Source organism: Aeromonas sp. 603079 (assembly GCF_049172135.1).
GTDB lineage: Bacteria > Pseudomonadota > Gammaproteobacteria > Enterobacterales > Aeromonadaceae > Aeromonas > Aeromonas veronii.
Window position 1 is genome coordinate 14,287 of record NZ_JAAKPX010000014.1, and the last position, 20,308, is coordinate 34,594.

General features: G+C 60.4%; 17 protein-coding genes. 12 read left to right on the forward strand and 5 right to left on the reverse strand.

The features are described 5' to 3' along the window. Positions 1–24: 24 nt before the first annotated feature. The gene (locus tag G5287_RS11890) at positions 25–336 is read right to left on the reverse strand and encodes a DUF1145 domain-containing protein (protein WP_227341533.1); all 312 of its coding nucleotides are present in this window, start codon (positions 334–336) and stop codon (positions 25–27) included. After that, on the reverse strand, positions 320–949 hold the full coding sequence (gene rsmD, locus G5287_RS11895; protein ID WP_075112753.1) for a 16S rRNA (guanine(966)-N(2))-methyltransferase RsmD: 630 nt from the start codon (positions 947–949) through the stop codon (positions 320–322). The genes G5287_RS11890 and rsmD overlap by 17 nt, the downstream gene beginning before the upstream one ends. Positions 950–1,059: 110 nt before the next feature. Here rsmD and ftsY point away from each other — a divergent pair, with 110 nt between their 5' ends. The 10 genes from ftsY to hutH all read left to right on the forward strand — a co-directional run bounded on the left by ftsY (position 1,060) and on the right by hutH (position 12,905). Then, a complete protein-coding gene (gene ftsY, locus G5287_RS11900; protein WP_227341532.1) occupies positions 1,060–2,790 on the forward strand; it encodes a signal recognition particle-docking protein FtsY in 1,731 nt (576 codons plus the stop codon). Between the two features lie 58 nt (positions 2,791–2,848). Beyond that, on the forward strand, positions 2,849–3,517 hold the full coding sequence (ftsE, locus tag G5287_RS11905) for a cell division ATP-binding protein FtsE (protein ID WP_005339995.1): 669 nt from the start codon (positions 2,849–2,851) through the stop codon (positions 3,515–3,517). Next, the gene (gene ftsX, locus G5287_RS11910; RefSeq protein WP_005342860.1) at positions 3,517–4,470 is read left to right on the forward strand and encodes a permease-like cell division protein FtsX; all 954 of its coding nucleotides are present in this window, start codon (positions 3,517–3,519) and stop codon (positions 4,468–4,470) included. The genes ftsE and ftsX overlap by 1 nt, the downstream gene beginning before the upstream one ends. A gap of 451 nt (positions 4,471–4,921) precedes the next feature. Continuing rightward, a complete protein-coding gene (gene rpoH / locus G5287_RS11915) occupies positions 4,922–5,776 on the forward strand; it encodes an RNA polymerase sigma factor RpoH (RefSeq protein WP_005339997.1) in 855 nt (284 codons plus the stop codon). Positions 5,777–5,901: 125 nt separating this feature from the next. Beyond that, a complete protein-coding gene (gene can / locus G5287_RS11920; RefSeq protein WP_005339998.1) occupies positions 5,902–6,561 on the forward strand; it encodes a carbonate dehydratase in 660 nt (219 codons plus the stop codon). 11 nt (positions 6,562–6,572) lie between these two features. Next, complete coding sequence (gene hutC, locus G5287_RS11925) at positions 6,573–7,277, forward strand: histidine utilization repressor (RefSeq protein WP_041202413.1); 705 nt, start codon at positions 6,573–6,575, stop codon at positions 7,275–7,277. Positions 7,278–7,431: 154 nt separating this feature from the next. Continuing rightward, positions 7,432–8,667, forward strand: a complete 1,236-nt coding sequence (gene hutI / locus G5287_RS11930; protein WP_227341531.1) for an imidazolonepropionase — start codon at positions 7,432–7,434, stop codon at positions 8,665–8,667. Beyond that, positions 8,660–9,604 carry a formimidoylglutamase gene (gene hutG, locus G5287_RS11935; protein WP_421172666.1) on the forward strand — a complete coding sequence of 315 codons (945 nt, stop codon included), beginning with the start codon at positions 8,660–8,662 and terminating at the stop codon, positions 9,602–9,604. The genes hutI and hutG overlap by 8 nt, the downstream gene beginning before the upstream one ends. Positions 9,605–9,658: 54 nt before the next feature. After that, positions 9,659–11,368 (forward strand): urocanate hydratase, encoded by a 1,710-nt coding sequence (gene hutU, locus G5287_RS11940; RefSeq protein ID WP_421172667.1) that lies wholly within the window; start codon positions 9,659–9,661, stop codon positions 11,366–11,368. 4 nt (positions 11,369–11,372) lie between these two features. Then, positions 11,373–12,905 (forward strand): histidine ammonia-lyase, encoded by a 1,533-nt coding sequence (gene hutH, locus G5287_RS11945; protein WP_421231341.1) that lies wholly within the window; start codon positions 11,373–11,375, stop codon positions 12,903–12,905. A 145-nt stretch (positions 12,906–13,050) separates the two neighbouring features. Here hutH and G5287_RS11950 read toward each other — a convergent pair whose 3' ends face one another. Together G5287_RS11950 and G5287_RS11955 are read right to left on the reverse strand one after the other, a co-directional pair. Continuing rightward, positions 13,051–14,148, reverse strand: a complete 1,098-nt coding sequence (locus G5287_RS11950) for a calcium:proton antiporter (protein ID WP_266134562.1) — start codon at positions 14,146–14,148, stop codon at positions 13,051–13,053. Positions 14,149–14,413: 265 nt separating this feature from the next. Continuing rightward, positions 14,414–15,943: an EAL domain-containing protein gene (locus G5287_RS11955; RefSeq protein ID WP_421231342.1), complete on the reverse strand. Its 1,530-nt coding sequence runs from the start codon at positions 15,941–15,943 to the stop codon at positions 14,414–14,416. 495 nt (positions 15,944–16,438) lie between these two features. On the opposite strand from G5287_RS11955, the gene G5287_RS11960 reads away from it, so the two are divergent. Then, positions 16,439–18,367: an EAL domain-containing protein gene (locus G5287_RS11960; protein ID WP_421231343.1), complete on the forward strand. Its 1,929-nt coding sequence runs from the start codon at positions 16,439–16,441 to the stop codon at positions 18,365–18,367. A gap of 64 nt (positions 18,368–18,431) precedes the next feature. Here the strand turns inward: G5287_RS11960 and G5287_RS11965 are convergent, their stop codons facing one another. Continuing rightward, positions 18,432–19,355 (reverse strand): 1-aminocyclopropane-1-carboxylate deaminase/D-cysteine desulfhydrase, encoded by a 924-nt coding sequence (locus tag G5287_RS11965; RefSeq protein WP_216952742.1) that lies wholly within the window; start codon positions 19,353–19,355, stop codon positions 18,432–18,434. An 86-nt stretch (positions 19,356–19,441) separates the two neighbouring features. On the opposite strand from G5287_RS11965, the gene G5287_RS11970 reads away from it, so the two are divergent. Continuing rightward, on the forward strand, positions 19,442–20,305 hold the full coding sequence (locus G5287_RS11970) for an MSHA biogenesis protein MshI (RefSeq protein WP_421205609.1): 864 nt from the start codon (positions 19,442–19,444) through the stop codon (positions 20,303–20,305). Positions 20,306–20,308 lie beyond the last annotated feature (3 nt).

A 20,308-nucleotide genomic window follows, 5' to 3' on the forward strand; every position in this document is an offset into this window, starting at 1 on the left:
CGGCTACCGCCGTCCCCTTTTCTTTTATGATTTGTCCGAGAGATTGCCGCGCTGGGCGGCGTTGACGATCTCTTGCAGGCGCTGACGAATGTCGACCATGCCAAACACACCAAAGATCAGCACAGTGACAAATTCGGCCTTGGTGACAGCGAAGTAGCGTTTGCAAGCCGCCTTGATCATGCTGGCCTGCAGCCAGTGCAGCAGGGCGACGATCACGCCGCAGACCGGCAGAAAGCCGTTGAGTTTGCCGGGCAGCGGGGCAATCAGGCTCACCAGCACGCCAAACCAGAAGAACAATATCAGCCCCATCGCCAACAGATTAAAGACTCGCTTCATTGTTTACCTCTCTTAGATAGAGTTGATAGCAGACCTGACCGGCCTGTTTGTCCTTGAGTAGTTGCCAGCTGGCGGGCAGCGCTAGATCGGCCATCTCTTTTTCCCGCTCCAGATAGATGAGGGCGTCCGGTGCCAGCCAGCCGCGCTGCTCCAGCAGTTCGCACACTTGCGGCAGCAGCTCGCGGCGAAACGGTGGATCGAGGAAGACCAGATCGAAGGGAGTGGCGGGGCCTTGCAGCCAGCTCACTGCATCTGACTGGATCACCTGACCCTGACTGCTGCCGAGGGCGGCCAGGTTCTTCTTGATCTGGTCGGCGGCCCCTTTGTCCATCTCGATCAGGGTCACCTGCTCGGCATAGCGCGACAGCGCCTCCAGTCCGAGTCCGCCGCTGCCGGCAAACAGATCCAGGCAGCGGGTGCCGCGAATATGGGGGGCCAGCCAGTTGAAGATGGTTTCCTTGACGCGATCCGTGGTGGGTCTGAGCCCCTCCACATCCTTGACCGGCAATTTGCGGCCTCGCCACTGGCCGCTGATGATTCTTACAAAGCCCGATTTTCCTTGCGGGGCGGGACTCTTGCTCGGGTTGCTACGGCTGGATTTCACTCTGGGCATCGCGTTTCATCGTCAGAAAATAAAGTGGTAGTATAAGGCGGTTCATTTTTATGCCGACCCGCCAAGGGACGGCTATCTTAGCAGTCAGCCTTTGATGTGAGTATTTTTAGATGGCAAAAGGTTTGTTTTCCTGGCTGGGTTTCGGCCGCAAGAAAGAAGAGGCTGAGGCTGTCCAACCACAGACACCCCAAGCCACCCCCGTTACCGTTGAGCCCGAGGTCACTGCTACCCCCGCTCCCGTTTCCGATACCACTGTTTCCGATAGTACGCCGGCCGTTGCCCCCGAAGTGCCTGCCAGCGCACAGAATTCCGTTTTGCAAGATGATTGCTGCCTGCCGACCGAGCTGGACGATCACGGCCCGCTGGTGGTGGAGGAGTGCGCCTCCGATCTGGAGCCGGTGATCGTCAACGAAGCGCTGATCGCCGAAGAGGAGCGTGCCGCTGAAGCCGCTCGCACTGCCGCTGAGGTCAAGGCAGCCGAAGAGGCTCGTATCGTTGCCGAAGCCCGCGCTGCGGAAGAGGCTCGCATTGCTGCCGAAGCCCGTGCCGCGGAAGATGCTCGCATTGCCGCCGAAGCCCGCGCTGCGGAAGAGGCTCGTATTGCTGACGAAGCCCGCGCTGCGGAAGAGGCTCGTATCGCTGCCGAAGTCCGCGCCGCGGAAGAGGCTCGCATCGCTGCCGAAGCCCGTGCTGCGGAAGAAGCTCGCATTGCTGCTGAAGCTCGCGCTGCGGAGGAGGCTCGTATTGCCGCTGAAGCTCAGGCTGCTGAAGAAGCCCGTATCGCCAAAGAGGCCCAACGCGCGGAAGATCTGCGCCTGGTCGCCGCGATGGAGGCTGAGGCCGCCGCACTGGCTGCTCTGCCGCTGGCCGCCAAGGTAGACGACGACACCCAGGACAAACCGCAGCGGGAGGGCTTCTTTGCTCGCCTCAAGCGCAGTCTGGTGCGCACCAAGGAGAATATCGGCTCCGGTTTCTTCGGCCTTTTCCGTGGCAAGAAGATCGACGATGAGCTGTTTGAAGAGCTGGAAACCCAGCTGCTGACCGCCGATCTCGGTGTGGATACCACCACTCGTATCATCGAGGGGCTGGTGCAGCACGCGGATCGCAAGCAGCTCAAGGATGCCGAGGCGCTCTACGGTTTGCTCAAACAGGATATGGGCGAGATGCTGGCCAAGGTCGAGCAGCCGCTGATGATCGACACCAGCAAGAAGCCTTACGTGATCCTGATGGTCGGCGTGAATGGCGTCGGCAAGACTACCACCATCGGCAAGCTGGCCAAGCAGTTCCAGGCTGAAGGCAAGAGCGTGATGCTGGCAGCGGGTGACACCTTCCGTGCCGCTGCGGTCGAGCAGCTGCAGGTATGGGGCCAGCGCAACAACATTCCAGTGATTGCCCAGCATACCGGTGCCGACTCCGCCTCCGTTATTTATGACGCCATCGAGGCCGCCCGCTCCCGCGGGGCTGACGTGCTGATCGCCGACACAGCCGGTCGCCTGCAGAACAAGAGCAACCTGATGGAAGAGCTCAAGAAGGTAGTACGGGTGATGAAGAAGCTGGATGAAGAGGCCCCCCACGAGATCATGCTGACGCTGGATGCCGGCACCGGCCAGAACGCCCTGAGCCAGGCCAAGCTGTTCAGCGAGGCGGTTGGCCTGACCGGCATCACCCTCACCAAGCTGGATGGCACCGCCAAGGGCGGCGTCATCTTCGCGGTGGCCGACAAGTTCCAGATCCCGATCCGCTATATCGGGGTGGGCGAGGGGATCGACGATCTGCGTCCCTTCGTTGCCAACGATTTCATCGAGGCGCTCTTCAGCCGCGATGAGTCAGCTCAGCCGTGATGATTAAGTGTTCCATACCCCGACTTCGGTCGGGGTTTGTCAATGTCAGGGAACCGTTATGATTCGTTTTGACAAGGTCAGCAAGGTATACAGCGGCGGCCATCAGGCGCTGCAAAAGGTCAGCTTTCACCTGCGCAAGGGAGAGATGGCCTTTCTGACCGGGCACTCGGGGGCGGGCAAGAGTACCCTCCTCAAACTGATCAGCGTGATGGAGCGTCCGACCGATGGTCGCGTCTTCTTTCATGGTGATGATGTCAGCCATATCCAGCGCAGCCAGATCCCCTATGTTCGCCGCCAGATCGGGATGATCTTTCAGGATCACCGCCTGCTGATGGACCGCACCGTGTTCGACAACGTAGCGCTGCCGCTGGTGATCGATGGTTACAGCCATGCGGACATCAACAAGCGGGTGGCGGCGGCATTGGACAAGGTAGGGTTGCTCGGCAAGGAGCGTTACCAGCCGCGGATGCTCTCCGGGGGTGAACAGCAGCGGGTCGGCATCGCCCGTGCCATCGTCAACAAGCCGCCGCTGCTGCTGGCGGATGAACCGACCGGCAACCTGGATCCCCAGCTCTCCATGGATATCATGCGGCTATTTCAGGAGTTCAACAATTTTGGGGTCTCTGTACTGATTGCTACTCACGATCTGGGGCTGATCGCCCGCATGCGCTATCGCACCCTGACCCTCAAGGCGGGTCGCATGTATTCGGCCGGGGAGGAGCTCTGATGGCTATCGTTCGTCACAAGCAGCCGCCGCTGCGTCGTCTGATGATGTACGGGGTTGACCATGTGCGGCAGGCGTTTGCCAGTCTCGGGGAGCTGTGGCGAAATCCGCTCGCCTCCCTGATGACGCTGGCGGTGCTCGGTGTCAGTCTGGCGTTGCCCTCCTGCTTCCACGTATTGTTGAAAAACGCCGAGGTGGTGGAGGGGAGCTGGCAGAACAGCTCCCAGATCTCCCTCTATCTGCGCAAGGATCTGCCGGAGCAGAGCATTCTCGATCTGCAGCACAGGATCCTGCTCTATCCCGAGGTGGATTCGGTCACCTACCTGAGCCGTGACGATGCGTTGCGGGAGTTTCGCGAGATCTCCGGTTTCGGCGATGCCCTCGATTATCTGGACAGCAACCCGCTACCGCCGGTGCTGAGCGTCATTCCGGATCCGCGCTGGCAGAATCCGGAAGGGGCCGCCGAGTTGCTCGGCAAGCTAAACAATGAGGATGGGGTCGAGCAGGGCAAGCTGGATCTGCAGTGGCTGACCCGCCTGCAGGGGATCATGAACCTGCTGCGTCACACCATTACCGGTATCGCCGTGCTGCTGCTCTCCGCCGTGCTGCTGATCGTCGGCAACACCCTGCGTCTCAACATCCTCAACCAGCGTTCAGAGATCGAGGTGCTCAAGCTGGTGGGGGCAACCGATGCCTTCATCCATCGCCCTTTCCTCTATACCGGCATCTGGTTCGGGGTGATCGGCGGCATGCTGGCATGGTGGCTGACCGAGGTGATGGTGATCTGGAGCGAAGGGGTGGTGAAGGAGCTTGCGGGCTTGTATAACAGTAACTTCCGGCTGGTTGGCATGGGTCTGGTAGATGGGGTGAACCTGATCCTGCTGGGGGCCTTGCTGGGGCTGATTGCTTCCTGGTTTTCGGTTCATCGTCACATTCGAGATATAGAGCCATCCTGATTAATTTATTATCAAAGTAAATCGCTGGATTTTGAGAGGTGGATCAAGTAAAAGAGGCTCCGTTTCTGGCTTGGCCCCCATAGTCAGAGTATTCTGAATAACAATGATCTTCCGGATCTTCGCTAGATCCAGTGAACCTTCTGATTTATAAGCAGTCTATTAAAGCTGAAGCATTTATACGGGTGTGGCCCCTCTGCCTTGCTCGTCAGACTTGGCAAGCATGTGAAGGTTGCGAGCTCCGCAACAATGGACTTAGCATGCTACTTTTCGGGGGTCCTTCATTGTGACCCCCTTTTTTTGACTGTTCATTCATGATTCATCCTGCAGGCTTAAGATAAGCCGGTCTAAAACTGGGCATGTTCTTTGATACACGCCGCAGAATGGCATCCGGTCAGTAGACAGACCCTCTCAGGGTGTTAGACTGATTTGATTGAAAAGTAAGAGGTAACAGATGGGAACTTCATTGCAGCGCACTATGGCTCTGATTCCGCAAGGTAGTCTGGAAGGCTATATCCAGGCAGTAAACTCTATTCCTGTGCTGAGCGCAGAGGAAGAGCGTGAACTGGCTGAGCGTTTGCAGCAGGATGGCGATCTCGAGGCTGCTCGTCAGCTGGTTATGTCGCACCTGCGCTTTGTCGTTCATGTCGCCAAGAGTTATGCCGGTTACGGCCTGCCTCAGGCCGATCTGGTTCAGGAAGGCAACATCGGCCTGATGAAGGCGGTCAAGCGCTTCGACCCGACGGTCGGCGTGCGTCTGGTCTCCTTTGCAGTGCACTGGATCAAGGCCGAAATCCACGAATATGTCCTGCGCAACTGGCGCATGGTCAAGGTGGCGACCACCAAGGCCCAGCGCAAGCTCTTCTTCAACCTGCGCAAATCCAAAAAACGTCTGGGCTGGCTGAACCACGAAGAGGTTCAGGCCGTGGCGGCCGATCTCGGCGTCTCTGCCGCTGACGTGACCGAGATGGAAGCGCGGATGGCCAACTACGATCAGGCGTTCGATCTGGTTGGTGATGATGAAGAAGAGGGCGGTTTCGCTCCGGTTCACTATCTGGAGGATAAATCCTCCGATCTGGCCGCGACCATCGAGAATGACAACTGGGACGATCATGCCACCCGTCGTCTGAGCTCTGCCCTCGCCACCCTGGATGAGCGCAGTCAGCACATCATCCGCGCCCGCTGGCTCGATGATGACAGCAAGACCACTCTGCAGGAGCTGGCCGATACCTACGGCGTCTCTGCCGAGCGTGTGCGTCAGCTTGAGAAAAACGCACTCAAGAAGCTGAAAGATGCCATGGAAGCCTGATGCTTCCTCTCATAAAAACAGGGCCTGATGGCCCTGTTTTTGTTTCGCAAGGATCTGGTCGGCCTTGCTTTGGTTACCCTTGAGTGTGTTATGTTGCCGCCACTGCCACATTAGGGAGAGCAGAAGTGAAACTGTTGAACGACCTGTTTACCAACAACCGTGAGTGGGCCGAACGGATCAAAGCCGAAGATCCCGCTTTCTTTGCCACCCTTTCTGCCCAGCAGGCCCCCGAATACCTCTGGATCGGTTGTTCCGACAGCCGGGTCCCCGCCAACCAGCTGATGGGGTTGCTGCCGGGGGATGTCTTCGTCCACCGCAACGTCGCCAATCTGGTTGTACATACCGATTTCAACTGCCTCTCCGTGCTGCAATACGCGGTAGAAGTGCTCAAGGTGAAGCACATCATCGTCTGCGGTCACTATGGCTGCGGCGGCGTCAAGGCCGCGATGCAGAATCAGGAGCTGGGTCTCATCGACAACTGGCTGCGCAACATCAAGGATGTCTACTTCAAATATGGTGAAGAGCTCGAGGCCATCGAGGATGAGCACGAGCGCTTCGACTACCTGTGCGAGCTGAACGTGGCCGAACAGGTCGCCAACGTCTGCCACACCACCATCATCCAGAACGCCTGGCGCAAGGGGCAGGAGCTGGCGGTGCATGGCTGGATCTACGGGATCAAGGATGGTCTGCTGCACGATCTCGATCTCTGCATCAGCGGCCCGGATCAGATCCCCGACGTCTACCGCGCCTGGCCGGATATGCGTCCGCCCCACCGTCGGCGCTAGGGAGCTTCATGGTGGCGCCAGCCCTCTATCTGCAGATCAAGCAGCACATTCTGGACGGAATCCGCGAACGCCACTATCAGGCGGGGGACAGGATCCCGACCGAAGCGGCCCTGTGCGAGCAGTTCACCGTGAGCCGGATGACGGTCAACCGGGCGTTGCGGGAACTGGTGGCTGAGGGGTGGCTGGTGCGTACCGCCGGTTCCGGCAGCTTCGTGGCGGACAGGCGAACCGAATCGCCGTTGCTGGCCATTCGCAACATCGCTGACGAGATCGCCGAGCGTGGCGGCGAGTACAGTGCCCGGGTGATCCGGCTGCAGCGGCTGGCCGCCGACGAGAAGGTGGCGGTACAACTGGGGCTGCGGGTAGGTGCCCCTATCTTTCACAGCCTGATCGTCCATCAGGCTGATGGTGAGCCGTTGCAGCTGGAGGAGCGCTTCGTCGATGCCGGGCGCTTGCCGGGCTATGGCGAGCAGGATTTTACCCAACAGACCCCCAACCGCTATCTGATGGATGTCTGCCCCCTCTCCGAGATGGAGCACGTGGTGGAAGCCGTGTTGCCGAGCGCCGGTGAGGCGGGATTGTTGCAGATCCGCGTAGATTCCCCCTGCCTGTTGTTGCACAGACGCACCTGGTCGGAGGGGCATCTGGTCTCCTACGCCCGTTTGCTCTCCCCCGGTTCCCGTTACAAGCTAAGCTCCAAGACTCAGCTGGAGTAAATGTCTATACAACTTGATTTTGCAAAGCCCACCTCCTGGTGGGCTTTTTTGTGCTTAAACTCTAAGTTTGATGCTGTTATCAGGATGTGAATTTCGCTCTTTCTTTCGTCATAGAGATCGACTATAAGAATATGTATATACATTTGAGGTCGCTATGAACAAGGAACTGTTGAACTGCGAGCGGGTCTGGCTCAACGTGACGCCCGCTACCCTGAATGATGAGCTGGCCGACTACGGCCTGCTGCCGCTCCACGCCATCGGCGTGAAGGATGGCAAGATCCACGCGCTGGTGCCGATGGCCGAACTGAAGGGGTCGTATCCCGCTCACTGGCAGGATATGCGGGGCAAGCTGGTCACCCCCGGCCTTATCGATTGTCACACCCATCTGGTCTTCGCCGGCAGCCGTGCCGAAGAGTTCGAGCTGCGTCAGCAGGGAGTGCCCTATGCCGAGATCGCCCGTCGGGGCGGTGGCATCATCAGCACGGTGCGTGCCACCCGTGCCGCCAGCGAAGAACAACTGTTCGAGCTGGCGTTGCCGAGGGTGGCATCCCTGATCCGCGAAGGGGTCACCACGGTGGAGATCAAGTCCGGCTATGGCCTCACTCTGGCTGATGAACTCAAGATGCTGAGGGTGGCCCGCCGACTGGGAGGGGCGCTGCCGATCCGGGTCAAGACCACTCTGCTGGCGGCCCATGCGGTGCCGCCGGAGTATCGCGACGATCCCGATAGTTGGGTCGAGACCATCTGTCAGGAGATCATCCCGGCCGCCGCCGAGGCAGGCTTGGCCGATGCGGTGGATGTCTTCTGCGAGCACATCGGCTTCTCGTTGGCCCAGACCGAGCAGGTCTATCTGGCGGCGGATCAATACGGCCTGCCGGTGAAGGGGCATATGGATCAGCTCTCCAATCTCGGTGGCAGCACACTCGCTGCCAACTTTGGCGCCCTCTCGGTGGACCATCTGGAGTATCTGGATCCGGAAGGGATCCTGGCGCTGGCCCACCGTGGCGTGGTCGCCACCCTGCTGCCCACCGCCTTCTACTTCCTCAAAGAGACCAAGCTGCCGCCGGTCGCCGCGCTGCGCAAGGCGGGGGTAGCGATGGCGGTCTCCTCCGATATCAACCCGGGTACGGCCCCTATCGTCTCGCTGCGGATGGCGATGAACATGGCCTGCACCCTGTTTGGCCTGACCCCGCTGGAGGCCATGGTCGGGGTGACCCGTCACGCCGCCAAAGCACTTGGCGAGCAGGATCGTCTTGGTCAGCTCAGGGTCGGCATGGCGGCCGATTTCCTGATCTGGCACTGCGCCCATCCGGCCGAGCTGAGCTACATGGTCGGCGTCGATCAGCTGGCAGGCCGCATCTTCAACGGCGAGGAGACCCTCCATGGATAAGTTCAACCCGATCGACATGTCGCTCTGGCAGGGGCGGCAGGATCCGGAAGATGGCGAACTGGCCCTGCGCTGGCACGACAAGGTGCTGCCCTGGACCGCCGGAGCACAAGACTCTGCCGGTGTAGTACTGCTTGGTTTTGCCTGCGATGAAGGGGTGCGCCGCAACAAGGGGCGCATTGGTGCTGCCGGGGCGCCGCTGGCGGTGCGCAAGCTGCTGGCCAACACTGCCTGGCACCTGAACCGTCCCGTCTACGATGGCGGAGATGTGAGCTGTACCGATGGCAATCTCGACGCCGCCCACGGCCATCTGGCCGAGCGGGTCGCTGCCGCGCTCGATTTGGGCCACTTCCCGCTGGTGCTGGGGGGCGGTCACGAGGTGGCCTTCGGCAGCTGGAGCGGCCTCAACTTGCATCTGGCGGGTCAGGGGCGAGTCGGCATTATCAATTTTGACGCCCACTTCGACCTGCGCATGAAGCAGGAGCAGGCCAGCTCTGGCACCCCCTTTTTCCAGATTGCCGAGCAGTGCGCCGCTCAGGGCACACCGTTTCACTACGCCTGCCTTGGGGTGGCCGAGACCGCCAATACCCAAGCCCTGTTTGCCCGTGCCAAGGCGCTGGGTGTGTGGCATGTGCTGGACGAGGCGATGACCCAGACCGAGCTGCCAGCCTTGCTAAGCGGGCTGGACGCCTTTATCGCCGATTGTGATCACCTCTATCTGACCATCGATCTCGACGTGCTGCCCGGCGCCGTTATGCCGGGAGTGAGCGCTCCCGCCGCTCGCGGCGTGGAGCTGGCGGTGATCGAACCGCTGATCGCCCATATCCGGGCCAGCGGCAAGCTCAGGCTCGCCGATCTGGCCGAGTACAACCCGACGCTGGATCAGGACAACCGCAGTGCCCGCGTGGCCGCGCGACTGGTTCATCTGTTGACCCGTTAACCCTTTTGGCCGCCCGTCGCCGAAGGCACCCTATTGATACAACAAGGAGTGTGTATGTCTGTGCAACAGCAGGATCCCCGTCATGATCCTAACCGCGTGATCCGTGCCCCGCGCGGCACCGAACTGACCGCCAAGAGCTGGCTCACCGAAGCGCCGCTGCGGATGCTGATGAACAACCTGGACCCCGAGGTGGCCGAGCATCCCCAGTCGCTGGTGGTCTATGGCGGCATCGGTCGCGCCGCCCGCAACTGGGCCTGCTTTGACAAGATCGTCGAGGTGCTGACCCGGCTCGAGGAGGATCAGACCCTGCTGGTGCAATCCGGCAAGCCGGTCGGGGTGTTCCAGACCCACAAGGATGCGCCGCGGGTTCTGATCGCCAACTCCAATCTGGTGCCGCACTGGGCCAACTGGGAGCACTTCAACGAGCTCGATAAGAAGGGCTTGATGATGTACGGCCAGATGACCGCGGGCTCCTGGATCTACATCGGTACCCAGGGGATAGTGCAGGGCACCTACGAGACCTTCTTTGCGGTGGCCAATCAGCACTTCAACGGCGAACCCAAGGGGCGCTGGATCCTGACCGGTGGTCTCGGCGGCATGGGCGGCGCCCAGCCGCTGGCCGCCACCATGGCCGGCTTCTCGATGATCGCCGTGGAGTGCGACGAGACCCGCATCGATTTTCGTCTGCGCACCCGTTATGTGGACAAGAAGGCTCACAGCCTGGATGAGGCGCTGGCCATGGTCGAGGAGGCCAAGCAGAGCGGCAGCGCCATCTCCATCGGTCTGCTCGGCAACGCCGCCGACGTGTTCGCCGAACTGGTGGCCCGTGGCATCACCCCGGACGTGGTGACCGACCAGACCTCCGCCCACGACCCGGTGCACGGCTACCTGCCGCAGGGCTGGAGCGTGGCCAAGTGGCGCGAGCTGCAGCAGAGTGCCCCGCAGGAGGTTAATCTGGCCGCTCGTCGCTCCATGGCCCGCCAGGTGGAGGCGATGCTGACCCTGCAGGAGCGCGGCGCGGCGACTCTGGATTACGGTAACAACATCCGCCAGATGGCGCTGGAGGAGGGGGTGGCGAACGCCTTCGACTTCCCCGGCTTCGTCCCCGCCTATATCCGCCCGCTGTTCTGCGAGGGGATTGGACCGTTCCGCTGGGTGGCCCTTTCCGGCGATCCGGAAGATATCTACAAGACCGATCAGAAGGTGAAAGAGCTGATCCCCGACGATCCTCACCTGCACAACTGGCTCGACATGGCCCGCGAGCGCATCGCGTTTCAGGGGCTACCGGCTCGGATCTGCTGGGTCGGGGTCAAGGATCGGGTACGCCTCGGTCTGGCCTTCAACGAGATGGTGAAAAACGGCGAGCTGAAAGCCCCCATCGTCATCGGCCGCGACCATCTGGATTCCGGCTCGGTGGCGAGCCCGAACCGCGAGACCGAGTCGATGATGGATGGCTCCGATACCGTCTCCGACTGGCCGCTGCTCAACGCCCTGCTCAACACCGCTGGCGGCGCGACCTGGGTGTCGCTGCACCACGGCGGCGGGGTCGGAATGGGCTTCTCCCAGCACTCCGGCGTGGTGATCGTCTGCGATGGTTCCGATGACGCTGCCAAGCGCGTCGGTCGGGTGCTGCGCAACGATCCGGCCACCGGGGTGATGCGCCACGCGGATGCCGGCTACGAGATTGCCATCAACTGTGCCCATGAGGCGAAACTGGATCTGCCGATGATTGACGGCGCCAACGGTGTCAAAGGAAAGGTGTAACACCATGTTTGAATTGACTATTACTCCGGGCGAGCTGGATCTTGCCACCCTGCGCCGCGTCAGCCGCGAGCCGGTACATGTTTCACTGGATCCGGCCGCGCTGCCGGGGATCCACGCCTCAGCTGCTGTGGTTACCAAGGTGATCGAGCAGAACCGGGTGGTGTATGGCATCAACACCGGCTTTGGCCTGTTGGCCAACACCCGCATTCCGGTGGAGCTGCTGGACGAGCTGCAGCGATCCATCGTGCTCTCCCATGCGGCAGGGATTGGCGAGTACATGGATGACGCCACCGTGCGGCTGATGATGGTGCTCAAACTCAACTCGCTGGCGCGGGGCTTCTCCGGGATCCGGCGGACGGTGCTTGAGGCCTTGATGACCCTCATCAACGCCGAAGTCTATCCGGTGGTGCCGAAGAAGGGATCCGTCGGCGCCTCCGGCGATCTGGCGCCGCTGGCTCATATGAGCTGCCTGCTGATCGGGGAGGGCAAGGCTCGCCACAAGGGCGAGCTGATCGACGCCGCTACTGCCCTGAAAATTGCCGGGCTCGAGCCCATCGCGCTGGCGCCCAAAGAAGGATTGGCGCTGCTCAACGGCACTCAGGCCAGCACCGCCTTTGCGCTGGAAGGGCTGTTCCATGCCGAGGATCTGTTCGCTGGTGCCATCACCATCGGCGCCATGAGTGTGGAGGCTGCGCTCGGCAGCCGCAGGCCGTTCGATGCTCGCATCCACGCGGTGCGCGGTCAGCGTGGCCAGATCGACGCGGCCGCCTGCTATCGCCACCTGCTGGTGGATGGCAGCGAGATCGGCATGTCCCATCACAACTGCGAGAAGGTGCAGGATCCCTACTCATTGCGCTGCCAGCCGCAGGTGATGGGGGCCTGCCTGACCCAGATCCGTCAGGCCGCCGAGGTGCTGGTGTGCGAGGCCAACGCGGTCTCCGACAACCCGCTGGTGTTTGCCGATGATGAGGAGATAATCTCCGGCGGCAACTTCCACGCCGAGCCGGTGGCCTTTGCGGCCGATAATCTGGCGCTGGCCATCGCCGAGATAGGTTCCCTCTCCGAGCGGCGGATGGCGCTGCTGATTGACTCTCGGATGTCCGGTCTGCCGGCGTTTCTGGTCAACAACGGCGGGGTGAATTCGGGCTTTATGATCGCTCAGGTCACCTCGGCGGCGCTGGCCTCCGAGAACAAGACCCTGGCCCATCCCGCCTCGGTGGATAGTTTGCCCACTTCCGCCAATCAGGAGGATCACGTCTCCATGGCGACCTTCGCCGGTCGTCGATTGGCTGACATGGCGGAGAATACCCGCGGCATTCTGGCAGTCGAACTGCTGGCGGCGGCACAGGGGCTCGATTTCCGCGCGCCGCTGCGCAGTACCGAGCTGATCGAGCTGGCCAAGGGACGACTGCGGGCAGAGGTGAGCTTCTACGACAAGGACAGGTACTTCGCGCCGGATATCGAAGCGGCCGCCGCCCTGCTGGGCCGTGCCAGCTACAACGACCTGATCCCGGCCGGGGTGCTGCCCAGCCTGTAAGCCTTGATCACCCTTCTCCCCTGGCGGGAGAAGGGTGGGGGATGAGGGGGAAGCCGCTTCACTGGCACCGGTGAGAGCCGGGAGCAGATGACAAAAGACCGCCCAATCGGGCGGTCTTTGCGTTTCTGACGTTGGTTGAACGCGGTTATTCGTGTTCGAACATCAGGAACAGATAAACCACGAACAACACCAGATGGGTCGCACCATGGAGCACATTGGTGCGGCCGCTGCTGAAGGTCACTTTACAGACCATCAAGGTCGTGACCAGCAGCACCATATCGGCGGGGGAGAGGCCGAGGCGTACCTCCTGACCCAGCATGGAGCCGATAAAGAGCACGGCAGGCACGGTGAGGGCGATGGTGGCCAGCACCGAGCCGAAGTAGAGGTTCATTGCCCGCTGCAGCTGGTTGTTGAAGGCGGCCTTGATGGCGCCGACTGCTTCGGGAGCTAGCACGATACATGCGACGATAAAGCCGCCCAGTGCCGCGGGCGCGTCCATCACATGCACCCCGTAGTTGATGGGGATGGCCAGGGTCTTGGCCAGCAGGATCACTACCAGCAGGTAGGCGAGCAGCAGGATGGTGTGATAGACGTTGCTCTGCAGCGGGCCGTGGTGCTCCTCGTAATCCTCGTGATCGCTGTCGACGAAGAAGTGGCTGTGGCTGCGGGTCTGGATCAGCAGAAAGACCCCGTAGAGCAGGATCGAGATGATGATCAGCATCCACGACATGGCGCGCGACATACTGCCGATTGCACCACCTTCGGTGAAGTTGGGCAGCACCAGACAGAGCAGGGCCAGCGGGATGATGGCCACCAGATAGGATTTGACCCCGTCCAGATTAAAGCTCTGGGTGTGGTAGCGCCAGCCGCCAAACAGCAGGGTGAAGCCCACCAGACCGGTACTCACCAGCATCACTACCGCAAACATGGTATCGCGGGCCATGGTGGGGTTGGGCTCGCCGGTCAGCATCACCGAGGAGATCATCACCACCTCCAGCGAGATGACCGAGAGGGTGAGGATCAGGGTGCCGAAGGGCTCGCCCAGCTTGATGGCGAGGGCATCGGAGTGGCGCACTACCGAGAAGATGGCCCAGGTTACGATGGCCAGTAGTGCCGCCGAAACCGGAAGATAGATCCCGAGCGGAGTTGTCTCTGTCAGCAGGTCGCTCCCGATCGTCTTGAAAAAGAGCAGGGTCAGCAGGCCGACGGGCAGGGCAATCTCTTGCCGGATAAATGTCTTCATAGGCAATGGTTCTCATCTCGGGACGGCGCTGGCCGACAGGGATTGATGGGAGGCGTGCGTGAAGGTGCTCACGGTAGCCGAATGCTTATGATAAGGGTTCCATCCTCTCAGGGGCAGATCATTTTGTTGCTGAATGTAAATGGTGGTTCAAGGGCGATGAGCCAGGTCGTGGCAGAGGCTTTGGGAGTGTCAGCCTCTGTGCAAAAGGGTGCGTGTGCTCCCGGTGGGGGGAGCCCTGCCAGCGCTGGCCTGTGCAATATCGGTGTCAGCTCTCTTGCGAATATTGTGGAGGCCATGTCTGCTGCCAGATGGCAAGATCTGCCAGCGCCATGGGCCTGCCAAAGACGTAACCCTGGATCAGATAGACGCCGTGTTGCCGCAAGTAATCAACCTGTTCCCGCGTCTCAACCCCTTCCGCAATCATCTCCATGCCTGATTCCAGGCCAAACGTGATGATGGCATCCAGCACGCTGCGTTTGAGGTCGTTGGTGCCTATGGTATCGACGAACATCTTGTCGATCTTGATCTGGCGGATCCCGAGGCTCTGCAGGTAGGCAAAACCACCGTAGCCGGTACCGAAATCATCCAGTTTGAAGTGATATCCCATCTGCTGCAACAGGGTGATCTCCTCGGTAGCGGCTTTGATGTCGAGGATCGGCTTGCGTTCTGTCAGCTCGAAGGTAAGGCGCTCGGGCGAAGGGTTATGGTGTTCACTCAACATGTTGCGCAGCAAGGGTTGTTCGATATGGGTGGCCATCAGATTGACACTGATCCACTGCTCTGGTGGCAACAGCGGCAGATCCGTGATCACCTGCTCCAGCAACTGCCTGGTGATAGGCAGGATAAGTCCCTGATCTTCAGCATATTCGATGAAAGCGCTCGGGGGGATCAGCTCGTGTCCACGTTGCCAGCGTAGCAGCGCCTCAAAACCGGCAACCTGCCAGGTTCGAAGATCCACCACGGGTTGATAGAAGGGGATGAACTCCTGGCGCACCAATCCGGCCTGCAATAGCCCCTTGAGCGAGCGGCGATAGTTTCGCAGCGACCAGTAAGCGGTCACCAGCAGCAGGCCCAGGATAGTGCCGCTCCAGAGTGCGATTCGTCTGACTTGCTCGCGAGCATACAGGTCCAGTGCAGAACCGGCCCAGATGGTTTGTCGGGTCAGTTTGTCCTGATCAAAGAAGCTCAGGCTGCGGCTGCCCTCTTCCAGCTTGATGGTCCGGTCACCGCGCGGGAAGCGGGGGGTCATCGCTGCGGGATCCCGCTGGCTGAACTCCAGATAGAAACAGTCACTGCAGGGGAGCTGTAGCAGATCGTGGCTCCAGCTGTTATCGAGCACCCAGTAGGCAATGTTGCCGCCGTTTTTGTAGTAGGCAACCATCTCCTGTTCCGTATTGAAACTGGCCGTTGTAGCAGTCAGCCCCAGTTTGTCGGGGAGGGCGCCATCCTGGTTGGCGTTTTTGATGAGCGAAATACCCACACCCAGGCTTGAGCAGCTTTTCCCTGATGCCAGTTCCAGCCCCTGCAGACGAATATGGGTGTTGTAAAAGCGGGGATCCCGCAGCAGTGCCATGTCGTTGGCACCACAATCGAAATCAAACAGCGTCAGCTGCTCGCTCATGGCCTTGTCCAGCGTGTGATGGCGTATCGCCATGGCTCGCTTTATCTCGGCCACCTTCTGCTCAAGCAGGTGGTTGGCCATCGGTTTTGTTAGCCACAGACCGACGGGCTGGCTTGCCAGGATGGGCAAGAGCAGTAGCAGTACAGTGATCCAGAGGGGGGTGATGCGTAACAAGGGCGCCTGCCAGTTTTACGAGACACAAATGGGTCAAGCCATCATAGTGCATTAGTACAATCAATTTGAGCTCTACTTGTCACACTTATTAGATGATTTTTTAAATGTATGATTTTAAATGTTTTTATTGTTAACCTTGAAAAGATTCAATCGCTGACCTGTCATAAATGACAATTGCTCAACTTATCCGAACTGCTTTAGAGTACCCCTGCGGTTTGACTCACCGTGTGTTCAATACTCCTGTATCTGTTTTTTGTCAGTAGCACAGAGTGTTAGTTTTGATATGAGTGTTCCTTTTGGTCCCTTTTGAGGGACCATTTTTCTGTCTGCTATCTTCCCCTGCTCCACCTGTGTACCTTCCTTGGTATTCTCCCGCTGCTTTGGGTATGCTGCCCCGCTTAAATTACAGAAGCGGGATCCCCGTCCATAGTGATGGCCACAGCGCCACTGCTACCATGAACTCCAATGGATGATGCCGGGCACACGGAAAGGCACATGAAACTCACAACACATCTTGTCTCGTTTATTACCTTGTGCGTGATCGCTGCCATGGCGACCGTGCTGATTGGCGGGGTGTTCAGCTTTCGCGAGCTGGGCATGGAGTTGCAGCAAAAGAAGGTCGATGCGCTGGTCGAGGTGATCGACAAGCAACTCGACGTTGCTCACGGTATGGAGGATATGAGCCGCTGGTTGCCCACCTTGCTGCGGGCGGCTCATGTGGTGGAGCTGGAGGTGCGCCAGAATGACCAGCGGGTCTACTGGTTCCGTGACGTACAGCGTCCGGTTGATGAACCGCTGCTGGTGCCATACAGCCATCCGCTGCCCCATCAGGCTGGCATGCAGGCCAGCTTCAAGCTGGAGCGCCCCTTCAAGGAGGCGGAGTACTCCATCAAGGCGATGTCGGGCATCTCGTTCGGGATCTTCATCGTGGTGTTCGGTCTCTGGTACTCCATCCGCTGGTTGCGTCAGCAGTTGCGCGGCGCCGAGCTGCTGGGCATTCGCGCCCAGCTGATCCTCGATGACAAGCTCTCCAAACTGAGCCATGACCCCGTCGAAGAGTGGCCGGTGGCCGCCAGTCAGGCCCTCGATCATCTGCTCGCCGAGCTGGCGGATGCCCGCAAGGAGCGCAGCCGCTTCGACAACTTCATTCGCAGCAACGCCTTCGTCGACAAGATGACCGGCATCGGCAACCGCCTCTTCTTCGATAACCGGCTCGAGAGCGCTATCATGGAGGCGAGCGTGATGAGTGGCGGTGTCTTGCTGATTGAACTCGCCTGTCTGGAAGAGCTGGAAGCGGAGCAGTTCGAGCTGCAGGGGCATGATCTGCTGCTGGAGGCGAGCGCCGTGATCAGTGCTTTTGTGCGCAAGCATAACGGTGCCTTGCAGGCTCGTTATGCCGGACATGTCTTTGCGGTATTGTTGCCCAACATGTCGGAGAGCGAGATGGTGGACAGTGCCAGCCAGCTGCTCAAGAGTCTGCAACGGCTACACTGGCCGCAGCAGGTCAATCCGGAGACGGCCATCTATATCGGGGCTGTCTGCTACCAGGCGCAAGACACTCTGCTCAAGGTGCAGGAGGAGGCCGAGCTGGCCCTCAAGAGTGCACGTCTGCAGGGGCACAACGGCTGGTTCCTCTACGAGAAGCAGCTGGACGAGGAGCAGAGCAGCAAGGGGACGGTGCGCTGGCGCACCCTCATCAGTCGCCGTCTTGAAGAGCAGGGGATCGATTTTTATACCCAACCGGTCCAGCAGGATCGGGATCAGGTGGTACTGCAGCAGGATCTGCTCACCTATATCCACGATGAGCAGGGGAGGGAACTGCAAGCAGGGATCTTCATGCCAATGGCGGAGAAGGTGGGCCTGCTGCTGCAACTGGATCGGCTGGTGGCGGAGCAAACGCTGGTGTTGCTGCGCCAGCGTTCCGAGCAGAGCTGTCCCATCACTCTGACCCTGAGTGCCCAGAGTCTGCTCAACCGCGAGTTCCAGCGCTGGCTCTTCTTCGCCCTGTTCCAGCTGCCGCGCAGCACCAACGAGCGGTTGATCCTGCAGCTCTCGGAGGCTCAGGTCACACGCCACTTCGAAGCACTCAAGCGGCCGCTGCGCTCCCTGCGGATGCTGGGCTGCCAGCTGGCCATCGATCATGCTGGCCAGGATGTGGTGAGCACCCAGTACATCAAGGAGTTCGAGATCAACTTCCTCAAGCTGCACCCCAGCCTGGTGCGGGAGATTCACGCCCGACAGGTGAACCAGATGGCGGTCCGCAGTCTGGTGGGGGGCTGCGCCAATACCCGTACCCGGGTGCTGGCGGTGGGGGTAGAGAGTGGCGATGAGTGGAAGATGCTGCGCCACCTCGGGGTGCATGCCGGGCAGGGGCCCTGGTTTGCCGAGCCACGCCGGTTGGTGCAGGAGCCGGCTGGTGATTGAGATAAACAAGAGAGGGTCGTCGTGGGGCGACCCTCTCTCGTTTTCGGTTGCCGTCAGGCGGGGCTCACAGTCGCCCCTGCTCCCGCAGTCCGGCCAATCCCTGCATGCCGCCGGTATGGATAAAGACAATCTTGCTGCCGGGGGCGATGCGGCCCGCAGCCAGCTCGCGAAACAGCCCCCACATCGCCTTGCCGCTGTAGATGGGCTCCAAAGGCAGACCTGTTTCGGCGCTGAAATCTTGAACCCACTGCCAGAGGGCCGGGCTGAATTTGGCGTAGCCACCATCGTGGTGATCGAGTGCGACCCGCCAGCCGGGGATGCTGGCGGCAGCGGGATGGAGGCGACACACCTCGTCAGCGATAAAGCCGCCTCCTTTCAGTACCGCAATGGCGAGGATCTGCTCCCGGTCCTGTTTGCCAGCGATTAGGCCCGCCAGGGTGCCGCCGCTGGCACAGGGCAGTACCCAGAGATCCGGCGAGAAGGGTACCTCGCCGACCAGTTCGGCAACCCCGGGGATAGCCAGCGGGCTGCTGCCCCCTTCCGGCACGATCAGGGTATCGGGTGCATCGAATTGGGCCAGCCAGTCGGGATCCTGGCGACGGCGGTAACTCTGGCGGTCGACGAAAACGAGATCCATACCCCAGCGTCTGGCATCCCTCAGGGTGGTATTGCTGACGGCATCAGATTCGCCCCGTATGATACCGGTAGTTCGAAGGCCAGATTGGCACCCTGCTGCTGCCAGTGCATGGATGTGATTGGAGTAGGCGCCGCCAAACGAGAGTAGATGCCGTTTGCCGTGCTCTCTGGCATGAAGCAGGTGGTATTTGAGCTTGCGCCACTTGTTGCCGGAGATGGTCGGATGGATCAGATCATCCCGCTTGCACCAGAGTTCGACGCCGTAGCGGGTCAGCAACGGGTGGTGGAGGGGGTGCAGGGGGGAGGGCAGGATAGCTGACCCCTCTGGCTCGGCTGGAAGGCTGGCTTGCAATGGTGAGTCCGTCTTTTATATAGAGGCTAATCTGCTGTTTATGTTAATATTTCATACATTTAATCACTATTGATGGGCGGGCTTACATGAAAAAACTGTTCAGACGGTCGACGCCAAGCCGCCAGGTCGGGCTCTTGTTGGCCAATGACAGGATCATGCTGGCTGCAGTGGGCAATCCCCCCGTCTTCGCGACGCGCACCATCAACGGCCCACAGGAGTGGGCTGTGGCCATGAACGAGCTGTTCAGCCGTTATGGGCTGGCCAAGTCTAAAGTGCGGGTAGCCCTCGCCGCCAGCCTTTATCAACAGATCCAGATCGACAAGCCTGCCGTGCCTGACGCCGAGATGGCGGGGGCGCTCCCCTGGGCCATCAAGGACTATGTCAGCGAACCCGTGCTGCAACTGGCGATGGATTATGTGGACTTGCCCACCCCGCCTGCCGGTCGTCCGCGCATCAATGTGATCTGCCTGCCCAAGAGCCGGGTGCAACAGCTGGCCGATGCCATCAACGGCATCGCCACCCTGCAATCCATCATCAGCGACGAGCTGGCGCTCACCTCTCTCTATGAAGCGGATGACACTGTGCGCATGCTGCTGTGGCAGCCCAAGGGGCAGGATCTGCAACTGCTGGTCTTCCATCAGGGCGGGCTCTGCTTCTCCCGCCAGCTGCGCGGTTTCACCAGCCTGACCGGCGAACATGAGCCTGACGCCATGCTGCTCGATTCACTGGCGCTGGAGATCCAGCGCTCCCTCGACTATCTGGCGGGCCAGCTCAAATTGCCCGAGCTGGGGCAGATGCAGTTTGCCGTCGCTTCGCCCTTTATCGGTACCTTGGTGCGTCACATGGAGCAGACCTTCGGCTTTGCCGTCTCCGCCATGGCCAACAAGGCGGTGCTGGCCGGCGTCGAATACCTCTCGGCTTATGCTGCCGCATTGGGGGATGATCAATGAGAG